A 25,848-nucleotide genomic window follows, 5' to 3' on the forward strand; every position below is an offset into this window, starting at 1 on the left:
ATGGCTGGCTTCGATCCCCTGTCACAGCCACATTGCCAAGGCCAAGCGTTTGCTGATAGTTATTGGGCCGCAACATGCGATCTTGGTAAGCCTTGCGCGGCATTAAATAAACCATTACAAGTGGATGTTACGGTTATTGGCGGCGGCTTTACAGGCTTGTTAACTGCGTATCATTTGGCCACCAGCTATCAGCAAAGTGTGGCGCTGTTTGAAGCCAACCAAGTCGGCTTTGGTGCCAGCGCTAGAAATGCCGGGTTTGTGCTACCCAGTACCGGGCGCCTTGGTTACAGCCAACTTGCCAAACTCTATGGCTTAGACGTGAGTAAAGCCATCTATCAAGAATACAATCAGGCCGTAACTCAGGTGCGTGACCACATAACGTCGCAGCAAATAGATTGTTCCGTGCAGCCATCGGGCTACCTCAAAGTCGCCCATAATCAGCACGCCTTTAACCTACTTAAGCAACAAGCAGACTTTTTAAGCAATACCATGGGCTCGAATAGTCACCAGCTGCTGTCCAAACAGCAGTTGGCAGAGCACTACATGCAAAATCAACAAGGATTTGGGGCACTTCGATTTGATAATGCCTTTGGCATTCACCCATTAAAGCTATTAATGGGCTATAAATCGCAAGCACAGCAAGCCGGTGTTCAACTTTTTGAAAATAGCCTTGTTAGCCAGCAGCACAACCACAATGGCCAGCACCAACTTAACGTCAACGGCCATCAGGTCACGGCTAAAAAACTGGTGATTGCCGCGAATGCTTATGCTCAACGTGATTTTTCACCGCTGACTCAAGGCCGCTACTTACCTATTCTGAGCAGCATTATTGTCACCGAACCACTTAGCGATGAGCAATTAGCCGCCCATGGTTTACTCACCGAGCAAGTGGTCATGGATACCCGAAGGCTAAAATATTATTATCGTCGTTTGCCAGATAACCGTATTTTATTTGGTGGGCGTGGCGCCGTGTTTGGTCACGATCAAGATAATATTAAGTATCAGCGTAATCTCGAGAAGGCACTGAAAGACTGCTTCCCTGCTCTGCCATTCAAAACCCACTACTTTTGGAGCGGTTATATTGCCGCAGCTTTAGACGACATTCCCCATGTCTATGCTGAAAACAACACCGGTTATGTCTTGGGTTACTGTGGCTCTGGCGTTGCTTTTAGTGCTCAAGCAAGTATGCGTTTGGCGCAGCAGTTAATGAGGGAAAGCGTGCCCAACCTGCCAATTTACAACAAACCATTGCCCAAATTTCCACTTCCCCAGCTCCGGCGCTTTGGGCAGTTGGCGTATTATCAATACGCCCAACTTATGGACAGGGTCAGTTAATCAAATTGCGCTTTAATTTTTAAAATTTCTGGTAAGTTTTCTGCCAATAGCGCCACCAACTTGGGATCAAAGTGCAGTCCACTTTGTGATTGAATAAACGCCATCGCTTCCTCTATAGGCCATGCCTCTTTGTATGGCCGCTTTGAGGTTAAGGCATCAAACACATCGGCAAGGGCGCAGATCCGCCCTTCGATGGAGATCTCTTCCCCCTGCAAACCTTTTGGATAGCCGCTGCCATCGTACTTCTCGTGGTGCTCCATCGCCATCAGGTAGGCAAGGCGTACCAGTTTTGATTCCGAGCCGGCAAGAATATTGGCACCAAGTTCCGCATGTTGCTTCATGATTTCATACTCTTGCGCGTCTAAACGCCCAGGTTTTAATAAAATACTGTCTGCTATTCCCACCTTACCAATGTCGTGCATGGGCGCTGCCAACATTAAATCCTCAGCATATTCTTGCGACAACCCATAAGCTTTGGCAAGCACATAACAATAGCGACTCATTCTGGCAATGTGCTGACCCGTTTCATTGTCCTTGTACTCAGCAGCTTGAGCTAAACGTTGCATCAGTTCGACATAGGCCTTTTTTAACTCCGCCGCACTCACCAAAGACAAATGCGTTTTCACTCGGGCACGAGTAATGGCTGGACTAATTGGTTTGGTAATGTAATCGACTGCACCAAGTTCAAAGCCTTTTGCTTCATCAAACTCTTCACTCAAAGCGGTAACAAAAATAATTGGGATATGGGCAGTGCCACTGTTTTGCTTGAGCTTGGCACACACTTCAAAGCCGGTCATGCCTGGCATCATCACATCTAATAAAATCAGGTCGGGGCGCTCTTGGGAGATAAGCTCAAGGGCAAGCTCACCCGACTTGGCAAACTTTAAACGATATTCTGCCGCCAGGGTTTGTCTTAACACCTGAAGGTTGGTTGCCTCGTCATCTACCGCTAATATGAGCGGTTTTTGCTCGTTACTCATTACGATTCGCTTCCCATGAGTTGTGCTACTATTTGCTCTGCACGCTGAAAATCAAAATCATCCAAAGCATGCTGTAATAACTCAATATCTCGATGATAACTTGGTGGGGCACTCTCTCTGAGCGCCACAATAACTTCATCTTCTACTTGCGCCGCCAACACCATGGCTTTAATGCGGCTAAGTGAATGCTTAAATTGCTCAGCATCTCCTTGAGTCAGTGCCGCGGTTACGGTGTTTTCGTCGCTAACACCCACCACATCATCTAACTGCTCAACAATGTTAGCCAGCTTAGCCCGTAATCGCTCATCTAAACATTTGCTGCGCTCTGCTTGGGATAAACTATCTGCTAGGGTTTCTAACGCCAGGTTGCCAGCAATGCCTTTGAGGGTATGTACACTCTCAAGCGCAGCGGCATCGAGTGGCGTCTCATGCGACATTAAGGCGATAACATCGGCTCGCTTACCCTGCCAAAAGCGCGACAACTCGGCCAAAAAGCGTGGTTCATCGCCCCATAAGTTAATGGCTCTAGCACGGTTGATCAGCTGCTTGGTAATAGCCTCACGCCCTTGCTGGCTCTGCTCAGGCACTTTCAAGCCAAGTACTTTGGCGATGGTTCGGGTTAGTTCCTCTAACACCAACGGCTTTGAAGCAAACGCCACCATTCCGGCTTGCTTGGCAGCGGCTCGGTCTTCACCCAGTACACTGGCAGTCAGCGCGATGATCGGGGTTGCTTTGCTTGAGGTTTGTTGCTGCCAAGCTTTAATCTTGCGTGTTGCCTCAAGGCCATCACATCTAGGCATATGAATATCCATCAGGATCACGTCATAGTCACCTGCTTTTACTTTGCTTAACGCTTCCTCACCATCATGGGCAACGTCAATAGTGTGGCCATGTTTTGATAGCAATAATTGCAATAGCTCGGTATTTTGTTGGATATCATCGGCCACCAAAATGCTTAACGGTGGTAGCTCAACTTGCTGATAATTATTGCTGTTTGTGAGTGTTGCAATCTGTTTCAAGGGCACGGTAAAGCTAAATGTTGAGCCCTTGCCCACTTCACTCTGCGCCCAAATTTCCCCTTGCATTAATTCCACCAGCTGGCGGCTAATCGTAGTACCGAGCCCTGTGCCACCATAATTGCGACTCATACTGCCGTCGGCTTGCTCAAACGGGTTAAAAATCGCCTCTAGGCGGTTTTTCTCGATGCCAATACCTGTATCGTGTATTTCAAATAATAACCCTTTGTCGCCATCTGCACGAACACACAACTTCACACAGCCTTGGTTAGTAAACTTAATGGCATTGCCTAGTAAATTCACCAGTATTTGTCTGAGCCTATCGGGGGCTCCGTGGTAATACTGATGTAGGTTTGGGCTTATTTCCAGCTCTAACGCCAAGCCTTTCTTTTTCGCCTGATACCAAAACGTCGACACGACATTATCAACCAGCTCTGAAACGCAAAAGTCCGCTTCCACCAAGTCCAACTTACCTTGCTCTAATTTGGCAGAGTCGAGAATGTCATTAAGCAAGTGGAGTAATGCTTTGGCACTGGTTAAAATGGTATGCACATGCTTGCTTTGCTCTGGTTGCAAGGGCGAATCTTTCAACACCTCGCTAAATCCCAAAATAGCATTCATGGGAGTTCTTATCTCATGACTCATATTAGCTAAGAATGCCTGCTTCGAGGCCGCGGCACTCTCAGCGATACGCTTAGCTGTGCGTAACTCGTCTTCCATTGATTTGCGCTCACTAATGTCCAGTAGCACTCCGGCAATACCCGCCACTTTGCCCTGCTCATCAAATTCAAATGAGCCCTTATCTAACACCCACTTTATTTCTCCCGCACGATGCTTAATACGATACTCCAAAGAGTAGCTCCCCTTACCACTTTGTAACGCTTCGTCTATAACATCACGAACATAGGTTTTATCCTCATGATGCAATAACGCCTCAAACGTGATGGTATTGGCAATAAACTCTTCGCTACGATAGCCGGTTAGCTCGGCAACGATTGGGCTAACAAAAGACATGCTCCATTGCTCGTCAATTTTACAGCGAAACGCAACACCAGGCATATTGTTAAGCAAGGTCCGGTGACGCGCCTCTTGCTCTTTAAGTGCCTGTTGCATTTGTTTTTGTACGGTTAAATCGGTAATAAAAGCAACAAAGAAAGAGGCCTGATTTTTAAGCTTTACTTCACCCACACCTAATCGTACAGGCACTAAAGTACCGTTTTTGTGTTGTGTGGTTATTTCACTCCCCACGGCACTAAACTGCTTGATTTCGGCACTACTGAGTGGCCCTCGAACGCCGCTGTGTTGCGGCAGTAAAATAGCAATGTTTTGTCCCAACAACTCTGTTTCTTGATAGCCTAAAATATCGCTCACTACGGCATTACAACTTTGGATATTGGCTTGACTATCGATGGTAATAATACCATCCACTGCGGTTTCAAAAATGGCCTCTAGACGCGACTCATTAGCGGCTTTATCACTGGCAACTGCACGGTATTTACTGGCCGTATGCACCAGCGCCGACAGTGCACTGATAATAATGCTCATGGCGGCAACGAATAGCGCTAAAGACTGATTGTGTTGACTTTGTATTTGCTGGTCGATGATGGGGCTGTCGGCGACAAAACGCGCTGCCGCCATACCAGTGTAGTGCATTCCTGAAACAGCAGCGCCTAAGATCACCGCACATAATAGCCGCACTGCATTTTGATTATATTGTTCACTCACGCGCCGGAGTTTGGCGCGAAATTGAATCGCCACAAACGCCAAACTAACAGCAACCACAATAGAAAGGCTGAATATACCAGGGTCATACTTCAGGCTCGGACCAAGCTGCATGGCCTCCATACCAGCGTAATGCATAACCCCAATCCCGGCTCCTAATATCAGCGCCGCGCCGCACTTTTGCGTAAGTGTAGGACTAGGCTTGGTGATGACTTCAAATGCACTCCAGCAGGCAATCAAAGCCGGAATAACAGAAGCCCCAGTAAGCCAGGGGTCATAACTTATCTCGACACACAAAGAAAACGCCAGCATACCAATGAAATGCATGCTCCAAATACCACCGGCCATGGCCACTGCACCGCCGAGTTTTGCCAAGCGGCTGATACTACTGGTTTGATTTTTTTCAGCAAAATCAATTTGGATTAAGGTGAAAAACGAAGCGATGATGGCCACAATCACCGACACCACCACTAAGGTGTAATCGTAGGCACCATTGACCAATAACTCAGGAGCAGGATTAGTAATAAAAAGAGAACTCAGCATAACGTCATAAATGGATCCAGATCCCCCGAGTTTAGTCTGCTAAGCGTCAGTTGCACAGCAAAAAACGATGCCTCTGCGAATTTTTAAGGTGATTGCCGCCATACTCAGCGCAACAAGTATCAGCGCTCATACCCTACTAGCTCAGCATAACCTTCCCCAGTAAAGCCTCCGAAAGCGCTCACCCGGCCCTCCCAGTAAGGAATGGTTAAGTTATTGCGTGAATTTGGGTTTCGACTGTGAATATCAATGGCAGCTCGATGGTCTAACTTGAGCCGCCAGCTAGTGGGATAACGGTGCCCCGAAATATCTGTGGTAGCCGTTACTTGCAGGTTTATCTCCTTGGCTGGGATGTGTTTGCTACTCCCGTTTTGACTAATTTCAGTACCGCGACAATCTTGATATCGTTGTTGTTCATCGCGAATACAAAACACCATCAATGCTCCTTGCGCCGGGTCTTGGTGGCGCAAACTAAACCAGTCCCAACCACTTTGCTCTGGGTCGATAAAGGCTGCAGACCACTCGCGGTCTAACCACGCTTGCCCTTGCACTTGATGTGCTTGGCCGTCAAAGTGAATACGCCCAGTCACTTGCAAAAACGGATAGCTGTAATAATAAGAGGCATGGCCCTGGGCTGTTTTTTCGCTGTAGCCATTATCGCCATGTAACACCATAGGACTGTCTTTGAGGGTCAAAGCTATTTGCTCAGAACCTGTATTAGCATGCAATTGCAACGGTAAAAAGCTATCGCTGAGGCTGTGCATTGACCAATCATCGATGTTGGCGACAAACGGTTGGCTTTGAATGGTCACTTGCCCAGCTCGGCCGTATTTCTCCGCAGCCTTATGTTTGCTGTCACTTTGAATAGCAAAGTGAGCAAAGTAAAGGTTGTCATCCCACCACTTAGTGTTGAGTTCTGGCTGCACTAAAGAGGTTCTAAACAGTGTCCATTGCACCCCAAATTGCTCGCCTGTATTACTGCTAAGATTAGCGGTGACGTACCACCATTCAATCCCTTGCTCAGGATGAGCACCGTGATCTTCAGGAAAGCGCAGCTCTATTCCCGGTTGCACCGCTTCACCTAGCTGCAGGTTAAATACGCTCTCGCTTTGCTCTTTTGCTGGCTGCTCGGCGGGTGAACAGGCACCAACCATCAGCACAGCAGACAATAGTAAATAAGCTTGCCAGTTACTGTTCATAGAGCAGATCCGCAGCCGCGTAGCGACGAAGTTTTAGTAATGGTAACAGGCTAACCACCAACGCCAGTATAAAAATGGTGAGTAAAAAGAATGAGATATCAACGATTGGCATATCCATGGGAATGCTCCAGCCAAAGCCGATAGGCATCACCAACTTTAATAGCACTACCCCAAGCGCAAACCCCAAAGCCGTTGCCAGTAATAAAGTAACCAGCAAGATGATACCACTTTGTAATAGCTTCACCGCCAGCAGTTGCTTAGTGGTCACCCCCAACGTGGATAAGGTTACCAGTGGTTGCAACTGCTTTGCACCTAGGGTTAATAACGACACCCAAAGCCCAAACAGTGCAATCAACACGATCAACATATTGAGTGCTTTCGTGGCATAAAATGTATGAGAAAACAGCATGTTAGCAAAATCTTTGAACACTTGATTGTAACTCACTTGCGAGGCTTTTAATTGCAATGCTGTGACGATATCTTGTTTTAACTGGTCGATATCCGCACCCAACTTAGCTTGAATGGAGAAACCGTATTGCTGGTAGGCAAAGCCCGCTTGCTGCAGCGCGGTAGTAGGCACCACCAGCACCGGCTTTTGTTCACCGTAATCATAGTAAAATCCAGTAATGGTACAGCGGAGTACTCGCTCGCCTTGCAATAACCTCAGTGACATACCGGTTTCGAGACCATAACGTAACTGACTGGGTTCATTCGCTAAGCAGCCAAGCTGCTCAGTGGCTTTGGCGGAATAAAGCTCTGTACTGTTGGGCGCGCGACCTTGAAGTAACTGTAAGTTTTGATGCGAAGTTGCATCCGCACCAAAACTTATTACTTCAACCTGTGGGGGAAGTTGGCGCCGCTCAGCGTTATCGAGCGCGGCTTCGGCGTGCCAATACACGCCTAATTGTGCCACCTCGGGGCGCGCCGCGAGCCAGCGATACTGCTGCTCTGTCACCTTATCAGGGCGAACGTACAAATCGGCACTTAAGCGTTTATCTAAGTGAATTTGTAATGCGCTATTAAAGCTGGCCACCATGACTTGCAACCCCACCGAAGCGCCTGTGGCGAGTAATACAGCATAAACACTGACTTTCAGCACCGCTAGTTGCTGCGTACTTTGCGCTTTCATCCATTTTAATAGTGGGGAGGCTGCCGGTAACCAAGAAAATGTGTATCGCAGCACAGGGCCGCAGATAATAAAAAACAACAGCAATAAGCTGACGCACAAACCCAAGGCATCCAATGCGCTAATACTGTAGCGGTAAAAATACCCGGCAATTACCGCCACCATCATCAGAGCACTAAGCTTTATCGGGGTGTTTAACGGAATGCTAACGCCCCTTAATTGACCGACAATAACCCCGAGCAACACCATAACGTTGAGCGAAAACGCCAACAGCACAGTCGTCCAACTAAACTCTATCGCTAGACTCCGATCAAGCTCGAATAAACTTTGCATGGCGAGGTTAATTTCGCCCAGTAACAGGTTAGCACCAAAGTAGGCCATGCCCTCGCCAATAAGCGCAGCGATGGCGCTCATGAACAGCAGTTCACTGGCGACGACATAAGCAAGCGTGCGCTCAGTACAACCAAACAATAATAACTGGCTGTGCAGTTTTTTTCGTGCATACAGTACCAGTTTAATGGCGTTAAAGCTTAGAAAGGCACCCACTACATAACCCAGTAACGCCAATGCTTTAAGATTGAAAAAGAACGCCTTAGAGAGGGAGTCAAAAGATTGCTGCTCTGCGTTTTGTAACACCCCCTCACCATTAAGAAGTAACTGCACCTGGCTTGGATCCAGTTTGGGGTCGGAGATTTCAATGTAACTGACTGCGCCATTTAATTTCAGCACACTGTCTACCAGCGCAATGTCTGCCAGTGCCGTTTTTCCTTCAAGGCTGGGTGCCGGTTGCAGATTAACCGTTACCCCGGCAATCTCGCGCGTTACGGCTTGGTTAATATTGAGGCGCTGCGCCAAAGCCGTTGGCAAAAATAGCGTGTTCAGAGCAAAGCCAACATCACGCCCTTGCTGTGATTGCTTGGCTGGTCGTGCTTGGCTTAACCAGTCGAGGGTGTTTACGCCTCGCAGCCAAAACCGCTGCCCTTCTAGTGTGATGGTGTGTTCTACCACCGGAGCGGCGCTGGTGATCCCCGCTTTTCTTAATCTTAACCACGTTGTTTGCTCAATATACTGCTGCCCAGCAGCTGGACGAACAAAATGCGTGATGGGGTTATTAAGCAGGGCACTGGTGTTTTCATAGCGCTCCCCCGCTTCTTGGTTAAGACCTTGAATAGCCCCGAGTAATGCGCCGCCTAACGACAAACCAAACAGAAACAATAAAAACAAGGCCAAGTGTTGGCGATAGAATTTGCCTATCACCTGAGCAATGAGCATAAACTCTCGCCTTGAGTGTATTGTTTGACCTTGCTTAACCATGGGCAACTTGGTCTTGAATTAAAATTTGCCGGTCAAGGGCATGTGCTAGTTGCTGACTGTGGGTCACCATAATCAAGTTTATGCCTTGTTCACGACAGAGGCTTTGCATCAGTGCCACCACTTCTTCACTGCGCTGGGCATCGAGATTACCGGTGGGTTCGTCGGCCAATAACAGTGCCGGTTGATTAAGCAGCGCACGCGCTATTCCTACTCGCTGTTGCTCGCCACCAGAAAGCTGGCTTGGGTAGGCATCCAGTTTGTTACTAATGCCCAACCTCTCCGTGAGGGTGATGATTTCATCCTGACTGGGTTGGCGATGATTAAGCTGTGCTTGAAAGGTAATGTTATCGCGCACCGTTAGTGGCGCTAACAACTGGTAATGTTGAAAAACCATGCCAACACTTCTGCGGTATATGGCTTGCTCGGTATCATTAAGCTGGGCAATATTTTTGCCCGCCACCCAAATATTACCGGCGTCTGGGCGTAATAACCCCCCAAGCAAATTGATCAAAGTGGTTTTGCCTGAACCGCTGTCGCCGATAATAGCAACTTGCTCGTGCTCGGCGATGGTAAAATGAGCACGATTTAAAATGGTGCGCGTGGCCTCGCCATCACGGCGAGTAAAAACAAGATCTTCAACAACAACCACAACGGATCCTTGGTTTAAGGTAAAAGGATTTACCAGGGAATGGCTTCGCCTTTGTAATCGTAAAAGCCCCCACTTTGAGCATCAACAAAGTGTGATAGCATGCTGTAGAGGCCATTTGCCGACTCTTGCGGGGTAATTAACGCATTTTCCCCGCCCATTTCGGTTTGCACCCAGCCTGGATGTAAGGCAACTGTGCGAATGCCTTCATTGAGCAAATCATTAGACAGGCTTTTGATCACCGAATTGAGCGCGGCTTTAGAGCTGCGATAAATGTAACCGCCGCCTTTGGTGTTCATGGTATTACTGCCAACCTTAGACGACAAAGCCGCAAAGATTTTGTCTTCGCCATGACTTAAATGGGTATAAAACAACTCAGCCAAACGCAAGGTAGCAAAGACATTGACCTCCATCACCTCACGCCAAGTTTCTATGTCGGTTTCACCAAAGGCATAGCCTTTTGGTCCATAAATACCTGCATTATTAATCACCACATCGATTGCCACTGGCGCTAACTTTTCACTGAGCTCTGCCATCTGGTCGTAGTTAGTGACATCTAAAGCAAACACTTGCAGTTCAGGGTAAGTGGGTGCTAACGCATTAAGCTCGGTTGCCGCTTGAGGATCGCGGCAGGTCGCAAGTACATGCCAGCCAGCTTGCAAGTAAGTGTTAACTAATGCCAAGCCAATACCACGGTTTGCGCCCGTGATTAGGATTTTCTTCACTTGAAATCCTCCCCGAAAAGTGAACTAAGAGTTTAATCTATCGACTTTTTAGCCATAACGCAAAAGTAGCCACAAGGAACATAGGCTAGTCAGCATTAAGCCACTGCAGTGCCGCGGACTTGTCTTCAAAGTATTTCACTTCCCCAGAGATAAACCAGTTGCCAATGGTTGCTGCCAGCTTTTGCCAGTTTTGTCTGCCATAAATGGCTATTTTTACAAACTCACTGCGATGGCCAAGACCCAGTTTAAAATCATCCCAAAGTGCTCGAGGTTCCCAGCCATCGAACTCGGTGGCATCAATTAATGCATACACTTTAGGTGAGGCCACCGCCTGCGTGGCGTTATCGATGATTGGGGTGATCACTTTGTAATCTTCATGAGTGAGCGTACCTGTGGGTTTTAAAGTAAAGAATATTCTTTCACCATGGCGTTCGGTACCCACTGCAATACCGTGAAAAGCGCGTGTCATATCCATCTCCATCCTGTTAGGCCTACTAAAGTATATGTAAGCAATTACCACTAAGCCAATTCGAGATTTTAAATAACCACAACCGACGTAAGCTGTCATACTCTGTTCATTTACTGGCTCATACCATGAGCTGCAATTTCGGCAGTATCGCCAATTTTTTTTACCATTAAAGGATGAATATGAAACAGCTATTATCACTTGCAGCCATTTCCCTACTCGTATCCACTTCTGCTGCAGCCAATGCCGGCAACGTCAATAAGTCATGGTTTAATGGCGCCAGTTATACTCACAACGATGGTACCGATAATAACGCCCTAATGCTTTCTTCACGTTACTATTTTGCTCCTCAAGCTTCCTCAGGTGTGTGGGATGATTTTGGCTATCTCGATACCGACAGTAATATTGGTGTTAGTTACATTAATGATGATTTTGACAACGCCTTTTCTGCTGATGGCGAAGGGTTTATTACTAACCAGTGGTTTGTCAGTGGCAGCATCAGTGATTTAGGCAATGCCGATGATCATTACTCACTGGGCTTTGGTTACCTCTATAATGACAACTTAAAACTCAGCGTTCGCCAAGAGGAATATGACAATGGCGACGCCACGTGGTTTAAAGCGCAATACAACCACCCGCTCAATAACACTGATTACGTTGGCTTTAGCATTGAAACCGAAGATCAGTTAGACGCCTTTAATCTCGGTGCCCGCTACTTTAGACATGTAGGCGGTGACAGCTATTTTGCTATTGATGTTGAACACAACCGAATCGATAACGACTTTGTTGATGACTCCATCACCAACATTATGGCCAATTACTACTTTACCCGCCACCTTGCACTGGGCTTAGGCAGTTATGACTCTGACCTAGCAGTAGAAGGAAAGTACTTCTTTAACGACACTTACTACCTAACAGCCAATGTCGTTGACACTGAAGGCGGCGAAACCAGCAGTCTGAATTTTGTCGCGCAGTTTTAATTAACTGGCTTAATATTTCTAACCAGCGACACCACTCAAGTACCTCGTCATCGAGGTACTTTTTCACATTTTGAAACAAGCCAACCACCGCAATGGGGTGCAATTCGAGCTGTAATCGTTATTATGTATCAAAATAATAACGGAAATATGCTTATGACAAAGATAAAATCATTAGTGCTGGCCATTGCTGCGGCGGCCGCGCCTTTTGTATCCGCTTATCAAACCGAAGATACCCGCTTATTGCGTTTCCCCGATATTCACAAAGACAAAGTCACCTTTGTCTATGCTGGCGACATTTATGTTGCTGATACACAGTCGGGCCAAAGTCAACGCTTAACCGACCACATCGGCTTTGAGACCTTCCCGAAGTTTTCACCTGATGGCAGTAAAATTGCGTTTGCCGCCGAGTATAACGGCAGCCGTCAGATTTATGTGATTAATGCCGATGGTTCAGGGCTAAAACAGCTGACTTACTATAACGATGTGGGCCCCATGCCGCCGCGCGGAGGTTATGATTACCGCGTTATGGACTGGACGCCAGATGGCAAGCACATCGTCTTTAGAGCCAACCGCACTCCATGGGGCAAGCGCATGGGCCGCCCTTACATGGTGCCGGTTGATGGCGGCCTGGAGCAGCCAATGGCGATCCCGGAAACCGGTGGTGGTATGCTCTCCCCTGATGGCAGTAAGTACGTTTACACGCCAATCGACAGAGAGTTTAGAACCTGGAAGCGCTCTCGCGGCGGTCGTGCTCAAGATGTTTGGGTTTACGATTTGGAAAATAATCGCTCTAAGCAGCTGACAACCAACCCGGCTACCGATCAACAACCGACCTGGGTGAACGACAACATTTATTTTGTCTCAGACCGTGATTACACCCTTAACCTCTACCAATACCGCGACGGTAAGCAACCGGTGAAAATGACCGACCACAAAGACTTTGATGTGTTGTGGCCATCGGCTGGACCTGATGCCATCGTCTATGAAAACGGCGGTTACCTTTATCGCTTTGATGAAGCCACGAAGCGCTCTGAACGCTTGACCATCGACGTCGCTGGTGTGCGCCAATATGCCATGCCTTACAGCAAAAATGTCAGTGATTTTATCGACTCAATGGACATTTCTCACGACGGTAAACGGGCGCTATTTACCGCTCGCGGCGAACTGTTCTCAGTGCCTGTTAAGCAAGGCCCAACTCGTAACCTTTCTTACACCCCAGAGGGCAGAGAAATTGAAGCCAGCTGGTCGCCTAATGGCCGTTACATTGCTTACATGAGCGATGCCACTGGCGAGTATGAGATCTACTTAAAAGACAGAGCCAATAACAATAAGACCATTCAATTGACCAGTGATGGCACCATTTGGCGCTTTACTCCAATTTGGTCTACTGACAGCAAAAAGCTGTTGTTTGCCGATAAAAACCACACCTTGTGGTGGCTGGATGCGCAATCTGGTGACTTACACAAAATTGATACAGCCAAATACAACGAAGATGGGTTGACCCAATATACCTGGTCACCAAATAGCGAAGACATTGTTTTTGTTAAAAACAATGAAAACCGCTACAGCTCACTGTGGCATTACAACATCGATAGCGACAAGGTAACTCGCCTCACTGACGAAATGACCAGTGAGCGTAACCCGACGTTCTCACCTGATGGCGAGCACTTATATTTCACCTCTGAGCGTGACTATAACTTAACCTTTAGCAGCTACGAATTTGATTATATGTTTAACGATGCCACACGTATTTACAGTGTTGCCGTTAACAATCAAATTGAACCATTAAATGCTTTTAAGAGTGATGAGTCTGAAATTAAAACCACAGACGAAGGTGGATCAGATAAAGCGGACAGCAATAATCGCATTGAAGCCGATGGCTTTATGTCGCGAGTCGTAGCATTAGCTGCACCAGCTGGTAATTACCGCGCCCTCACGGCAGTGGAAGACGGTGTGCTTACTTTAACCGATGGGGCATTAAAGCTACTCGGTACCAAGCCAGACAGCAAGTTAGAAACTGTGGCTAAGGGCGTTTCTAGATATAAGGTAGCTGCCAGTGGCAAGCATATTATTGCCCGCGCAGGTAACGATTACAGTGTCATTGCGCCAAAAGCCAAACAGGATCTAAAAGCAAATAAGTTAGATCTTTCTAATATGACGTTAAAAATTGATCCGCAAGTGGAATGGCAGCAAATGTATGTGGAAGGCTGGCGTACACTGAGAGATTGGTTCTACGACGAGAACCATCATGGTCAAGATTGGGACGCCATTTTAGCCAAATATCAACCCATGGCGGATGCCGTGGCACACCGCAGCGATCTGGATTATGTTTTAAGTGAAATTGCCGGTGAGATCAATGCCGGTCACATTTATGTGCAATCAGGTGACGCCCCTAGCGCCGAGCGCAAAAAACATGGCCTGTTAGGCGCGGAGATCAGCGCGCATAAATCGGGCTATGTCAAAATTGAGCGCATTTTCAAAGGCGAAAATTGGCATGAAAACTACCGCTCACCACTTGATCAAACCGCGGTAAACGCCAGCGAAGGCGACTTTATCATCAGCGTGAATGGCCGCTCGGTGAAAGACGTAGTGAATTTCTATGAGCTGCTAGAAAACACCCAAGGCGAGCAAGTGGAGCTGGTGCTAAGCAAAACGCCTAATACTGACGAGAGCTGGAAGACCACAATGAAACCGGTTGCCAGTGAACAAGGCTTACGCTATATGGCTTGGGTGCAGTCTCGTGCCGACTACGTTGATAAGCTCTCGGGCGGTAAAATTGGTTATGTACACTTGCCAAACACCCATTACGATGGCAACCGCTCGCTGTTTAAAAACTTTATGCCACAAACCAATAAAGACGCCTTAATCATTGACGACCGTTATAATGGTGGTGGCTTTATCCCTGAGCACATGATCACTTGGTTGGCTCGTAAGCCACTAAACTACTGGAAGCGTCGTGGCGTTGAACCCACTAAAACGCCACAGTTTGCTCACGATGGTCCCAAAGCCATGTTGATCAACGGCTACTCAAGCTCAGGGGGCGATGCCTTACCTTACTACTTCCGCCAAGCCGGATTAGGTAAGCTCATTGGTACTCGCACTTGGGGTGGCCTAATTGGTATTTCTGGCAACCCAAGCCTTGTGGATGGTGGCCAAGTCATTGCCGCTACCTTCCGCATTCTTGATAACGACGGTAACTGGATCATCGAGAACGAAGGAGTCAGCCCAGATATCGAGGTGATTGACCGCCCTGAGCTTATTCATGCAGGCAAGGATCCTTCCGTAGAGCGGGCAGTTGAAGAGCTATTAAAAGAGCTTAAAGCCAATCCGAAAAAAGAGCTGACCGTGCCACCTGCACCGTCAAAGTTCTAAGTTCATAGCAAGCAAAAGCGGCTGGCAATAAAGCCAGCCGCTTTGCATTTAATATGAATGAAACAGTTGAATAAAAAGAAAAATTTACTACAAATAGGCTGACAAAAACGCGTTGTCGGTCTACCTTAAAGTGAAGGACTTTTTCAATCCATAGTAACAATGGCTAACTTTCGCATTCCGCTTATTTTATGTTGCCCTTTATTTTCCGCTGCAAGCTTAGCTCAAGGTGACTTATTCAACCTTTCTTTGGAAGAACTACAGGATGTCAAAGTCACTATCGCTACCAAAACCGATACCCAGCTCAAATATACACCTTCATCGGTCAGCTATTTTTCACGGCAACATATTCGGGATCTAGGCATAACCACGCTCACCGAGCTGTTTGCGCATATTCCTGGCTTTTATCCCATGTATAACCCCGTTGAGGGCAATGAATCTTATTTAATCGCCCGAGGGCATCCGCAAAAATACGCCAATACCTTGCTGTTATTGATTAATGGCCAACGTATTAATGAAGACTACACCGGTGGTATCAACTATATTGACCGCTTTATTAGTCTGCATAATGTCGAGCGTGTCGAGGTGGTAAGAGGGCCGGGTTCCACCTTATACGGCTCAAACGCCTTTAATGGTGTGGTGAATATCATCACCAAAACCGAGAATTATATCGCCCTTGGGGTGGGCTCTTTTTCGCAGCGAACTTTGAACCTTGGGGCGACATACCAAGGCGAAACCATCTCTGCAGGATTTGATGGCCACTTTTATCAAGATGACGGCGACACTCTTGGCAACGTCTTTGATCGCTTCTTGCTTCAAGATACCACCAATGATGCTCACGAGGCGCAACAATTAGAAGCTTTTGTGTCTGCCTACGGTGTAACCTTTAATACGCGCTACCACCGCTCTTCTCGCGACAGTTATTACTTATTTCGCCGCTTGCGTGATGGCACCACAAAGCAAGAAAATCAACATTGGCTGTCGCGCTTAGGCTATCAATACCACTCTGATAATAACTGGGCCGTAAAAACAGCATTAGAATATTCTAAAGCCACGCGAAAATCGCTCACCGCACTAGAACTACAGGGAGACGCGCCATTTAATGCTGCGGACTTTTTATTCGGTGAGGACTTTACTTACGATTCTTATCGCGCCATTGTTGATTCACAGTACTTTTACTCTGACTCGCAAACGTGGTCAGCGGGTGTTGAATTGGTCGAATCCCAAGTGCCAGAAGGCTATTTGCGCAGCAATTACGATCTTTATTCTGAGCTTGAGTACTTGAATCAAGTAGTCACCTTTACTCAGCCCGGCCAGCGAGTGGTTCTGCCAAACACACGCCGTATCAAAATGGCTTACTTACAATTGGAGTCGGTGTGGAGCGAACATTGGCGCACGACGTTTGGTTTGCGTCGAGATAGCTACAATGATGTGGCAGACAGAACAAACCCTCGTGGCGCGGTGATTTACACTTTTAATGACAACCATTTATTTAAATTACTCTACGGTGAGGCCTATCGAGTCCCTTCGCTTGGCGACCTTTACGATGAAGAAAGTGGCTTAACGGTGGGCAATCGCACTTTGTGGCCGACCACGCTCAAAGCAACAGAGTTGGTTTACCAATATACAGGTAACAGCCTCTCTTTCTCCTTTAGTTTGTTCCACAACCATATTGATGACCTCATTGATTTTAGTAGCAGTGGCGACGCCGTCTTTTTAGGCAATATTGCCAACAACAAAGCCACTGGCGTTGAAATAGAGTGGCATGCTGACCTATCACAATATGTTGACCTAAAAGGGACTTTCTCGCATTTATTCAGCAACGACACTGAGATTCAGCCGGGTCAGAGTAAAATTCCTTCAGAAGATTTAGTGCCCCGGACTCATGCCATGACGTCTATTCTGGTTAAACCCAGCGATCGTTGGCGAGGCTCATTGTCTATCCATAATCGCAGCGGGGTAAAAGTGTTACCACAATTTGATGATAACTGGACGGTCGCGGCAGCCATTAATTATCAATACAGTGAAAACGCATCGTTCTCTCTAGATGTTAATAACTTACTCGACAGCAACTACAACACCGCTGCGATTATCCCCTTAGGGATTAAAGAAAATCGCCAGTTCAGTAGTTTTCAGGCTCGTGGTAGAGAGATAAAACTCAGCTATCGGTATCAGTTTTAATGCTGATCTCCGCCACTTAGCTGCTACTCACTTAAGATACTAGCAACATTTGAGCATGCAAACAGTGATCGCCTATCTTTGCTGCTTTCGTTTTGTCGTATATTTGTTGTCAATTATCGCACATTACTGAATGCTGGTAACAATTTAGCTAAGAACCAGCTACTCTAGGGTTATTGTTTTTCAATCAATTGGATTTGTTATGAAAAAATATTTATACACGGCCATAGCTGCAGGCATATTAAGCGCAGGCTTTGCGGCACAGGCTAAGCCTGAACAACCTATTCCTCTGGCAGCCAGCGCCGATAAATACCAACTTGAACTGGTTGCTAAGGGAATTCAAATTCCTTGGGGCCAAGTATGGTTAAATGAAAAGGAGCTATTGGTTACCGATAGGTCGGGAGAGCTTCGGCTCATCCGTGACGGCAAATTGCTAGAGCAGCGAATTGCTGGTGTGCCTAAAGTGCATGCAGAGCGTCAAGGCGGCTTGTTAGATGTAGAGCTTGATCCTAACTATCAAGACAATGGCTGGATTTACTTTTCATATTCTGGCTATGAGGGCGATGGCGAAGGGTATAACACTTCCATCATGCGCGCGCGCTTGCAAGACATGAGCTTAGTCGACAAGCAACTGCTTTTCGATGGTACGCCAAACACCACCAAAACGTTCCACTATGGCTCGCGTATTGAGTTTGATAAGGACGGTTATTTGTATTTTTCTATCGGCGACCGCGGTAACCGTGACGTCCATCCCCAGCGTTTAGATCATGATGCTGGTAAAGTGCATCGCATTAATGCTGATGGTTCTATTCCCAAGTCGAACCCATTTTATGACCAAGCAGGAGCGCGTAAGAGTGTTTACTCATACGGCCACAGAAACCCACAGGGCATGGCGATGCACCCTGAAACAGGGAAAATCTGGACTCATGAGCATGGGCCACGTGGCGGCGATGAAGTGAATATCATCGAACCCGGTGCCAATTACGGCTGGCCAGTCATTACCTACGGCATCAATTACAATGGCACAACCATTACTGATGAAACGGCCCGAGATGGGATGCAGCAACCCGACTGGGTTTGGGTTCCGTCTATTGCCCCCTCTGGTATGGAGTTTATCAGTGGTGATAAATACCCTGAGTGGCAGGGCAAAGTAGCGATAGGGTCGATGAAATTCGCCCACCTTGTGCTTCTTGAATTAGATGGCAATAAAGTAAAAAGCCATAGCAAGATATTTGAAGGGGCAGGAAGAGTGCGCAGTATTTCCACCCACCCTAATGGCGACCTGTATTTAGGGATTGATGGCACTGGGATTTTCCGCGTAGTGCCAAAAGGCTAACAATGTAACGAGGCGCTTCCCAGTGCCTCGTTATTTTTTAACAACAACCAAGTTTAGCTTGCATGCAGTTTGATACCTTATCAAGCCACATATTAACCGCCGAAAGTATTTCTGCTTTAGCTGTACTGTGAGGTAAGGAGAATAACCGGTATTTCCACTCGCCATTTTGTTTCTCGGGAGGTTTATTTGCTATTAATTCCCCCAAGTCCGTCTCAGTAATGAGCCAATCAAGTAATTGCTTCCCCTCTTTTTTGCGGCCAAACAACATCAAAGACCAACCATGAGCGTGACTAATGTAGAAATCTAATGCAACCACAGCACCGTTGAACTCAAAATCAAAAACTTGATATTGACCGAAGTGCCAACGATGATACTGACCGCTTGGTAATTGCTCTTTGATGGCATCCATGTGGCGCTGATACTTTTTGGTCAAAGCTTGATTAGCTAGTAATAGTTCATCTACCTTTTCAGGGTTAGCGATAATAAGCTCTTCTAGCTCATTTAATTCCATGCTCTCGCTCTCCTCAGCGTCTAATGCTGAAATAAAGTCATAAAGGTACATTGACCACTTATTCTCGGGCAAAGAATTAGCCTGTATCAATGTTTTTAAACAGCTTAAAAAGGTTTTATAGCTAACAATTTGAAAACCAGATAATTCATCCTGCTTAGTGATCTCCGTCATAGTCAACAGCAATTTTACAGCGCTTTGCTGTTCATTGCATATACCATCAATGGTTTCACCATAGTCTTGCAGGTTGTTGTAAAGCGGCGCATTAATCTTATTTTCAATACCAATAACATAGCGCTCTGAAACCACAAGCAAATCCAGCCTTCCTCTTTGCAGCGTTGGATACTCCCTATGCACGGCTAACACAGCTCCAACCTCCTCATAGGGTAGTTCCGCAGCCATTAGTAATGCCGACAATGCCAAGGTGCCCATTTGATGCTCTAAGTTTGCATCCAAGTAGAACGCCAGTATATTGCTTACCATGTTTTCATGATGAGCATAGCCGCTTACCTCAAATACAGAGAGTTGCTTACGTGTTCTGGGTATTTGCTCTAACCTAGTAAGCATCGCAGACACACTCTCGACCCTTGCGTTACTGGTTTTATCCTCGCTGTTTGAGTGTTCATTATTCATAATCATTATTAGTCGCTTCGTCTTTGATTGCAGCCAAAACTTGAGTCACGGTCAGCTCTAGAGGCTCTATTATTCCTCCAGATAAATAATACCCCTGAGGCTCTTCACTCCACCAATATGCCTTAAGTTTAATAACAAATTGATCCATTTTTACTTGCTTTAGCCATGCAAAAAGTAAATCCATATGTTGATGGGGACGCTCAAGTTGAAATGTTACCTGGCGCCGAGGTGCCCACAGAGACGTTCCATGCACATACCCTATTTCGCTATTATCAGCGGCTAGTAAGCTCATATTTTCCTCTCTGATCAGTGCATCAATCTTTACCAGCACTTGCAATTGCTCTATTAGCTGGTGCTGCTCGACCAGCTCAAGCGGTTGCCAAACAACTTCCAAACCACCATCAATAAGCATTAATTTAACCGCTCGACAGGGTGGCCAACCTAAAATTAGCCGATGGCTATAAAGTTGTTCGATGGCATGTTGCAGTTCTACCCTTGCTGAGTGATGGTTTGGCCAGAGCTTTTGCAGCAACTCGCCTTGCCATACAATCGACTTTACTTTACCCGAACTAAAAAGCTTACAAGAAAAGCACCCAGATTGGTGGCGGCCTGCAAATAACACATCGATTGCACTGCGCAACATTTTATGAGCTAGAACAGATTGAAAATGATAATACTTCATGGTTACTCCCGTTTCACATCGATTCAAGTAACCATGTTGATTACGCCTTTTTTAGAAGGCTTTTTAAGGTAAATTATTTTGTTTTTTCAGTGCAGAATAACATATCGGTTGCACCAAGTACTTCTAGAGAAAGGCCTAATTACGAGTATACACGCTAAGTAATGGAAATTTACTTTCACCAAAACTGAGTGTCAGCGACAGCGTTTCTTGACCATCGAAAATCGCCGATAGCTGCATTGGTTTAATTCGTTTCCCCTCCGCAGTCAATGCTAATAGGTGCTTATGGGTTAAGGTACGGCGACCGTGAGCCTGATTTTTTATGGTTGCCACGGCGAAGCGCTCACCGGCATCGTTGCTCATAGGTATGACACTTAGCACGGTAAAATCACTGATTTCAGGAAATACTTTAGCGTCATTAGGGAAAGCCAGTTGGGTACTGCTAGGAATAGCGCGGTCGACTGCCAGCGCACCGCTGGTTGCACCAAAGCTTAAGGCGCTAAACAATAGAGTAAACGGTATTAATATCCTTTTTATCATTATCAGCCTCTCGGGTAACAGTCCAAAACACAGTTATAGTCTCAAACCTAGCTATTTTTCAAGCTTTAACCCTTGTCAGAGTGCATAAAAGCTCCAACCACCATGCAAGTGGTGGCTGGAGCTTTTTGTTATTACAAAACCAAGTTATACCAATTCGCTTAATTAAGTGGTCTATTTGAGGTTAGAAAATTCTGTCGATAACAAGGCAAAAATTTTGCTATTTAGTTGTTCTAAATGAGAAATTTTTAACGCAGTTAGCGTCGAATTTGCTCCCTCAAATTGAGCAAGTATTAATGCGGATTGGTATTATGCTGCTGCTTGAGCTTTATTGCTTAACTTGTCACACAACGCCTGCCACTCTGGGGTTTGTTTCTTGCCCTCTGTACGGCGACCAAATAAAGTTAATACTGTGTCGCGATTGGCATCAAAAAACTCGATAGAAGTGACGACCGTGTCGCCATTGTCGGTTGGCTTTCTCACCACAAAAGCGCGGCTGAGCTCAGCGGTTTTCACATGTAAATTAAAGTCGGGATCCAGCACGTTATACCATGGCCCTACCTGCTTTAAGTTATCGACCTTACCAGAGAAAATTTGCACCGCGCCGTCGTTCCCCACAAACGCCATGATCTCTTGTTGCTCAGCTTTAGCGGCGCTTAATATGGTTTCCAGATCGACGTTTTCCAGTTCAAATGCCCAAGGTGAGCCCACCAGTTCCAAGGCTTGTAAACGCTCAAGCTGATGCTTTTCTAGCAGCTTTGGAAAGTGATGAACGTCGGCCAACTCCGCCCAACCTGCTCTGAACTCCTCTAACTGCTCTGCACTTGGGCTTACCAGTGATACTTCTTTGGCTGGAACCGCTGCAATCTGCAAAGGCGCTGGCGAGTCTAACTGAAAACGAGCCTTTAAATTCACCAACTCATTAAAGTCAGAGTCTGCCGTAGTAAAGACCTTATGTACCGCGCGACCATGTTTATCAAAGAATTGCACGCTGCTGTGAGCATCGCTTTCCACTAAAAACACACTGTGCCAACGGTATAAAAATAACCTTAGATCAATGCCGCCGGGATTAATGGCAATGCCACTGAGCTTGCCATTGTTGTCAGAAATATACAGCTTTTCATAGACGCCTTTAATTTCGTTAACGACGCTGCCGTTACGTGTCAGAGCCATCACTTTACCGAGCTTCTTAAACTGTTTTAATATTTCAGCAATTTTGTTTTCGTCCAACCGGGTTACGGCTGCGGTGATACTGTGATGTTGCTGTGCCGCAAGTAGCTCAGCTTCACTCACGCCTAATTGCATGGCGGCATCCACGGCTCTAGTGCGTGGCTCTTCGGCTAAAATACTTTTATATTGTTGGATAAGTTCTGAGGTCATGTTCGCTCCTTAAAAGCGCCAGCTAAGTTGAGTTTTGATATTGCGGCCAAAGCCATAATCACCAATACCACCACCGGTGCCAGCCATCAGTTTATATTCTTTATCAAAGGCATTATCGACGGCCACTCTAAGGTTAATGGCACTATTCACGTCCCAGCTGGCATACAAGCTGGTTAGGGTATAGCTTTGTTGGGTTTGAGTAAAATATTGTCTGGTGGCTCTGTCCATCACCTGAACGTCTCGCGCACCACGGTGAACCATTTTGGCACCCACTTGCACAGACTTATCAAGCAGTGAGGTGCCTAAATCCAGTGCCAACTTATCTGCAGGTAAGTACCATAAATGCTCACCATTTTGGTCTTCACCATCGATGTCACTGTAAGACAAATTAGTGTAGAAATCTGCTGTGGCGAAGTTCAGCTCAAACTCAATGCCGTCTCTGTCGTTGCTGGCGCGATTGGCGTAACGTGGCGCCGGAAGCGGGTTAAGAGTACTGCTGGTCAGCGAGGTGATTTCATCGTCGACGCTAATATCAAAATAAATAAACCGCGCGGTTAAAGAATCATTGTCGGTTAGCACATTTTGTACTTGATAATTCACCCCCAGCTCAGTGTTGTCACTGTATTCAACATCTAACTCTAAGCCAGGGGTTCTGCCACCATATTGGTCATAGAGTTCATCGATTAAGGGGGCTCTAAAACCTTCTTGACGGTTGGCAAATATCGCTAACGAGGGCGTTATTTGATAGCTTGCACTGACTGCACCGGCCCAGTCACTGTGACTCACGTCGGTATCTAACTCAGCGAATTGCTGTTCAAAGCGCCCAGTGGCTGAAGTACGATAATGCTCGTAACGTAGGCCTGCCACTAAGGTTAACTGTTGCCATTGAAATTCATCTTGAATGTAAAGCCCAGTCCGTGTTTGTGTACCGCCAGGCTGCGATGTCATTGCCGATGTTTCCGGCTCAGTGCCATACTGTAAACACGCATACGTTTCATAGTTCACTTGCAGGCAAGGCAATGCGGTTTTCTCATCAATGCGTTCTTTGTCGGTGTATTGCATGCCATAGGTGAAAGTATGATTGTCGAAGCTCGAGGTATTCATCACATCTAAAGTGGCAATATTATATTCGTAGTTCGACTCCAGGCCGATGTAATCCTCTAACATGCCAACACCGTCGCTTTCTGTAACTTGACTGCTGCTGTAGCCAAGTTTAGCGGTGAGGTTCAAATAGCGATTATTAGCCGGATTAAGCTCATAACTTAAGTTTGTCACCGCCTGATCAACTTCACGGTAAACGGTGCCCCATGCGCCAGGATCTGTGGTATTAAACTCGGTGCGCTGACTGTCTGAGGTTTCTGTATGACTGGCGCTCACGATGGCGTCGTCACTTAGAAAGTATTCCCCTTTCAGCAATACTGAGGTGTTTTCTATGGCGGAATTATCTAGAGTTTCAGCGTTTGATAACTCCCAGTCATCACTATCGCGCTTGATAACAGCAGCCAATAAGTCTAGCGACTCTGTGGGTCTTGCAAAAGCAAATACAGAGCCGTTTTGCTGTTGGTTATTACTGTCATAACCCAGCTTTAATTTGGCGCCGGCTGTTTCACCTGGAGCTAAAAAGTCGGCGGCGTTTTTCAGCTCAAACTGCACTACGCCACCGAGCGCCCCACCACCATGAAGCACGGTACTAGTGCCTCTTTTAATATTAATCGTGCGATATAATTCTGGGTCGGTGAACAAGCTGCCCATGCGGTATTTTTCAAAAGTTTGTAGCATGCCGTCAATGGTCACCATGACATCTTCAGCATCACTGAAACCGCGTATATTAAATTTATGACCTGTGGCTCTTGGGCCGCCATTGGCAGACACATTAGGTAAGGTATCAAGGGTGTCAAAAACACTGCTGTCTAGGGTGCGTTCAATTTGCTCCTGCGTGACTACGTTCACCGCTTGAGCCGATTGCAAAACGGTTTTCTCAGTTCGAGTGGCAGTAACGGTAACCGCGTCGAGATCGGTTTTCACCGCGCTGTTTTGCGTGTCGGTGTTTGCTGAGGCTGTGGCTGTCAGGGCTGAGCAACCCGCAAGAGCAATGGATAAGGTTAATTTTGATAAACGCATAAGAATACTCCAAGTGTCGTTATATTTATACGCCCTTCACCTTTGCCCCTATTCATCCTTTACAGCCAGCTTATGTGGCCTATCCATGGTAAAGCGCGATTGTCGCGAGGCAATATAACACAACCAAATCTAAATGGTAATTGTTTTTATTCGCTCTTAACCACTATATTAGCAATGGCTATTTCTAATTTGCTAAGCTCAGCAAACAGGCCTACCAGATCCTCGCTAGGAACACGCTTATCCACGGCCAGATAAATCGGTTGAGTTTGATCTAAATGGGCCACCGCTTGGATCAGTGTATGCTCGGCGCTAAAAGGCTGCTCATCTAAGGCGTACGACACTTCGCCCTGACTGTAAGTAAGACTGATCACTTTCGGCGGCTGCTCTAATACCACTTCGCCACTTTCTCCGGCACTGGGTAAACTCACCTCAAGGACATTTAATTTAACCGCCACACTTAACAACAAAAACACCAACACAATAAAGAGAACATCTAAAAGTGCAGTTAAATCAGCGGTGAGGTTCTGCGTTCTCACAGGTGGTAGCTCAAGCATGGGCTCCTCCGGCGCTAAAGTGTTCATTGCTCAGCAGCACCAGTTCGCTTTGTAGGCGCTCCACCCAAGCTTGAAACACCCCATAAACCAGCAGGCACGGCATCGCAATAGCCAAGCCAGCCATAGTCGAGTACATGGCTTCCCATAAGCCATCGGCCAATAAAGCAGGGGTTACGGCTTGCTGAGTTTGCGCAATGGTTTGAAACATAAGTACTAAGCCCCAAACGGTGCCGAATAACCCCATCAAGGGGCTTAAGGTGCCAATAATGCTGAGCAAAGCCAGTCTTTTGCGCCACTCGAATACATAGCGCTGTACTTTTAACGAAGCGCTGTCGTGACATTTAAATTGCTCGGAAAATGCGCCTTTTGTTAAGGTTTTCACCCTATACCAAGCTTGGCTCAGTACCCAAGCTCGCTCAATAATGACCGCTAAAGCGACAATTGAAATCACCAGAAATGGCCACTGCATAAGGCCTAATTGTTGAAACCATGATTGCATTGTTA

19 protein-coding genes are annotated in these 25,848 nt (G+C 46.6%); 5 read left to right on the top strand and 14 right to left on the bottom strand.

From position 1 onward, the window contains the following. A complete protein-coding gene (locus ACNKW2_RS00405; RefSeq protein ID WP_419146779.1) occupies positions 1–1,335 on the top strand; it encodes an NAD(P)/FAD-dependent oxidoreductase in 1,335 nt (444 codons plus the stop codon). Here the strand turns inward: ACNKW2_RS00405 and ACNKW2_RS00410 are convergent. The 7 genes from ACNKW2_RS00410 to ACNKW2_RS00440 form a co-directional block, all read right to left on the bottom strand. Beyond that, positions 1,332–2,315 carry a response regulator gene (locus tag ACNKW2_RS00410; protein ID WP_419146780.1) on the bottom strand — a complete coding sequence of 328 codons (984 nt, stop codon included), beginning with the start codon at positions 2,313–2,315 and terminating at the stop codon, positions 1,332–1,334. The two genes, ACNKW2_RS00405 and ACNKW2_RS00410, sit on opposite strands and share 4 nt — an antisense overlap. After that, a complete protein-coding gene (locus tag ACNKW2_RS00415) occupies positions 2,315–5,596 on the bottom strand; it encodes an MHYT domain-containing protein (protein WP_419146781.1) in 3,282 nt (1,093 codons plus the stop codon). Before ACNKW2_RS00415 ends, ACNKW2_RS00410 begins: the two co-directional genes overlap by 1 nt. 119 nt (positions 5,597–5,715) lie before the next feature. Next, a complete protein-coding gene (locus tag ACNKW2_RS00420; RefSeq protein WP_419146782.1) occupies positions 5,716–6,792 on the bottom strand; it encodes a lipocalin-like domain-containing protein in 1,077 nt (358 codons plus the stop codon). Continuing rightward, entirely contained in the window at positions 6,782–9,190 is a 2,409-nt protein-coding gene (locus ACNKW2_RS00425; RefSeq protein ID WP_419146783.1) for an FtsX-like permease family protein, read from the bottom strand. Before ACNKW2_RS00425 ends, ACNKW2_RS00420 begins: the two co-directional genes overlap by 11 nt. Positions 9,191–9,224: 34 nt before the next feature. After that, the gene (locus ACNKW2_RS00430) at positions 9,225–9,881 is read right to left on the bottom strand and encodes an ABC transporter ATP-binding protein (RefSeq protein WP_419146784.1); all 657 of its coding nucleotides are present in this window, start codon (positions 9,879–9,881) and stop codon (positions 9,225–9,227) included. Positions 9,882–9,910: 29 nt separating this feature from the next. Further along, entirely contained in the window at positions 9,911–10,603 is a 693-nt protein-coding gene (locus ACNKW2_RS00435; protein ID WP_419146785.1) for an SDR family oxidoreductase, read from the bottom strand. 85 nt (positions 10,604–10,688) lie between these two features. Next, a complete protein-coding gene (locus ACNKW2_RS00440) occupies positions 10,689–11,072 on the bottom strand; it encodes a SpoIIAA family protein (RefSeq protein WP_419146786.1) in 384 nt (127 codons plus the stop codon). A 179-nt stretch (positions 11,073–11,251) separates the two neighbouring features. Here ACNKW2_RS00440 and ACNKW2_RS00445 point away from each other — a divergent pair, with 179 nt between their 5' ends. The 4 genes from ACNKW2_RS00445 (at position 11,252) to ACNKW2_RS00460 (ending at position 18,932) form a co-directional block, all read left to right on the top strand. Continuing rightward, the gene (locus ACNKW2_RS00445) at positions 11,252–12,049 is read left to right on the top strand and encodes a putative porin (RefSeq protein WP_419146787.1); all 798 of its coding nucleotides are present in this window, start codon (positions 11,252–11,254) and stop codon (positions 12,047–12,049) included. Between the two features lie 153 nt (positions 12,050–12,202). Further along, complete coding sequence (locus ACNKW2_RS00450) at positions 12,203–15,421, top strand: S41 family peptidase (RefSeq protein ID WP_419146788.1); 3,219 nt, start codon at positions 12,203–12,205, stop codon at positions 15,419–15,421. A 159-nt stretch (positions 15,422–15,580) separates the two neighbouring features. Continuing rightward, positions 15,581–17,599 carry a TonB-dependent receptor plug domain-containing protein gene (locus ACNKW2_RS00455; protein ID WP_419146789.1) on the top strand — a complete coding sequence of 673 codons (2,019 nt, stop codon included), beginning with the start codon at positions 15,581–15,583 and terminating at the stop codon, positions 17,597–17,599. 199 nt (positions 17,600–17,798) lie between these two features. Then, positions 17,799–18,932 carry a PQQ-dependent sugar dehydrogenase gene (locus tag ACNKW2_RS00460; protein WP_419146790.1) on the top strand — a complete coding sequence of 378 codons (1,134 nt, stop codon included), beginning with the start codon at positions 17,799–17,801 and terminating at the stop codon, positions 18,930–18,932. Between the two features lie 37 nt (positions 18,933–18,969). Here ACNKW2_RS00460 and ACNKW2_RS00465 read toward each other — a convergent pair whose 3' ends face one another. From ACNKW2_RS00465 to ACNKW2_RS00495, 7 genes are all read right to left on the bottom strand, one after another. Then, positions 18,970–20,079, bottom strand: a complete 1,110-nt coding sequence (locus ACNKW2_RS00465; protein ID WP_419146791.1) for a PD-(D/E)XK nuclease family protein — start codon at positions 20,077–20,079, stop codon at positions 18,970–18,972. Then, on the bottom strand, positions 20,066–20,755 hold the full coding sequence (locus ACNKW2_RS00470) for a hypothetical protein (protein ID WP_419146792.1): 690 nt from the start codon (positions 20,753–20,755) through the stop codon (positions 20,066–20,068). The genes ACNKW2_RS00465 and ACNKW2_RS00470 overlap by 14 nt, the downstream gene beginning before the upstream one ends. Positions 20,756–20,890: 135 nt before the next feature. Continuing rightward, entirely contained in the window at positions 20,891–21,292 is a 402-nt protein-coding gene (locus ACNKW2_RS00475; protein WP_419146793.1) for a hypothetical protein, read from the bottom strand. 306 nt (positions 21,293–21,598) lie between these two features. Next, entirely contained in the window at positions 21,599–22,669 is a 1,071-nt protein-coding gene (locus ACNKW2_RS00480; RefSeq protein ID WP_419146794.1) for a hemin-degrading factor, read from the bottom strand. Between the two features lie 9 nt (positions 22,670–22,678). Beyond that, positions 22,679–24,790: a TonB-dependent receptor domain-containing protein gene (locus ACNKW2_RS00485; RefSeq protein ID WP_419146795.1), complete on the bottom strand. Its 2,112-nt coding sequence runs from the start codon at positions 24,788–24,790 to the stop codon at positions 22,679–22,681. Positions 24,791–24,936: 146 nt separating this feature from the next. Further along, the gene (locus ACNKW2_RS00490; RefSeq protein WP_336565344.1) at positions 24,937–25,344 is read right to left on the bottom strand and encodes a biopolymer transporter ExbD; all 408 of its coding nucleotides are present in this window, start codon (positions 25,342–25,344) and stop codon (positions 24,937–24,939) included. Next, positions 25,337–25,843 (bottom strand): MotA/TolQ/ExbB proton channel family protein, encoded by a 507-nt coding sequence (locus ACNKW2_RS00495; RefSeq protein WP_419146796.1) that lies wholly within the window; start codon positions 25,841–25,843, stop codon positions 25,337–25,339. The genes ACNKW2_RS00490 and ACNKW2_RS00495 overlap by 8 nt, the downstream gene beginning before the upstream one ends. Between the last annotated feature and the right edge of the window lie 5 nt (positions 25,844–25,848).

This window comes from Pseudoalteromonas 'SMAR', from assembly GCF_048515945.1.
Lineage (GTDB): Bacteria > Pseudomonadota > Gammaproteobacteria > Enterobacterales > Alteromonadaceae > Pseudoalteromonas.

What these genes read in the sequence shown, in the direction of transcription:
- ACNKW2_RS00490 (WP_336565344.1), bottom strand. Translation starts at nt 25,344, where the DNA reads ATGCTTGAGCTACCACCTGTGAGAACGCAGAACCTCACCGCTGATTTA.
- ACNKW2_RS00470 (WP_419146792.1), bottom strand. Translation starts at nt 20,755, where the DNA reads ATGAAGTATTATCATTTTCAATCTGTTCTAGCTCATAAAATGTTGCGC.
- ACNKW2_RS00415 (WP_419146781.1), bottom strand. Translation starts at nt 5,596, where the DNA reads ATGCTGAGTTCTCTTTTTATTACTAATCCTGCTCCTGAGTTATTGGTC.
- ACNKW2_RS00445 (WP_419146787.1), top strand. Translation starts at nt 11,252, where the DNA reads ATGAAACAGCTATTATCACTTGCAGCCATTTCCCTACTCGTATCCACT.
- ACNKW2_RS00460 (WP_419146790.1), top strand. Translation starts at nt 17,799, where the DNA reads ATGAAAAAATATTTATACACGGCCATAGCTGCAGGCATATTAAGCGCA.
- ACNKW2_RS00405 (WP_419146779.1), top strand. Translation starts at nt 1, where the DNA reads ATGGCTGGCTTCGATCCCCTGTCACAGCCACATTGCCAAGGCCAAGCG.
- ACNKW2_RS00495 (WP_419146796.1), bottom strand. Translation starts at nt 25,843, where the DNA reads ATGCAATCATGGTTTCAACAATTAGGCCTTATGCAGTGGCCATTTCTG.
- ACNKW2_RS00485 (WP_419146795.1), bottom strand. Translation starts at nt 24,790, where the DNA reads ATGCGTTTATCAAAATTAACCTTATCCATTGCTCTTGCGGGTTGCTCA.
- ACNKW2_RS00440 (WP_419146786.1), bottom strand. Translation starts at nt 11,072, where the DNA reads ATGACACGCGCTTTTCACGGTATTGCAGTGGGTACCGAACGCCATGGT.
- ACNKW2_RS00420 (WP_419146782.1), bottom strand. Translation starts at nt 6,792, where the DNA reads ATGAACAGTAACTGGCAAGCTTATTTACTATTGTCTGCTGTGCTGATG.
- ACNKW2_RS00450 (WP_419146788.1), top strand. Translation starts at nt 12,203, where the DNA reads ATGACAAAGATAAAATCATTAGTGCTGGCCATTGCTGCGGCGGCCGCG.
- ACNKW2_RS00480 (WP_419146794.1), bottom strand. Translation starts at nt 22,669, where the DNA reads ATGACCTCAGAACTTATCCAACAATATAAAAGTATTTTAGCCGAAGAG.
- ACNKW2_RS00425 (WP_419146783.1), bottom strand. Translation starts at nt 9,190, where the DNA reads ATGCTCATTGCTCAGGTGATAGGCAAATTCTATCGCCAACACTTGGCC.
- ACNKW2_RS00410 (WP_419146780.1), bottom strand. Translation starts at nt 2,315, where the DNA reads ATGAGTAACGAGCAAAAACCGCTCATATTAGCGGTAGATGACGAGGCA.
- ACNKW2_RS00465 (WP_419146791.1), bottom strand. Translation starts at nt 20,079, where the DNA reads ATGATTATGAATAATGAACACTCAAACAGCGAGGATAAAACCAGTAAC.
- ACNKW2_RS00475 (WP_419146793.1), bottom strand. Translation starts at nt 21,292, where the DNA reads ATGATAAAAAGGATATTAATACCGTTTACTCTATTGTTTAGCGCCTTA.
- ACNKW2_RS00455 (WP_419146789.1), top strand. Translation starts at nt 15,581, where the DNA reads ATGGCTAACTTTCGCATTCCGCTTATTTTATGTTGCCCTTTATTTTCC.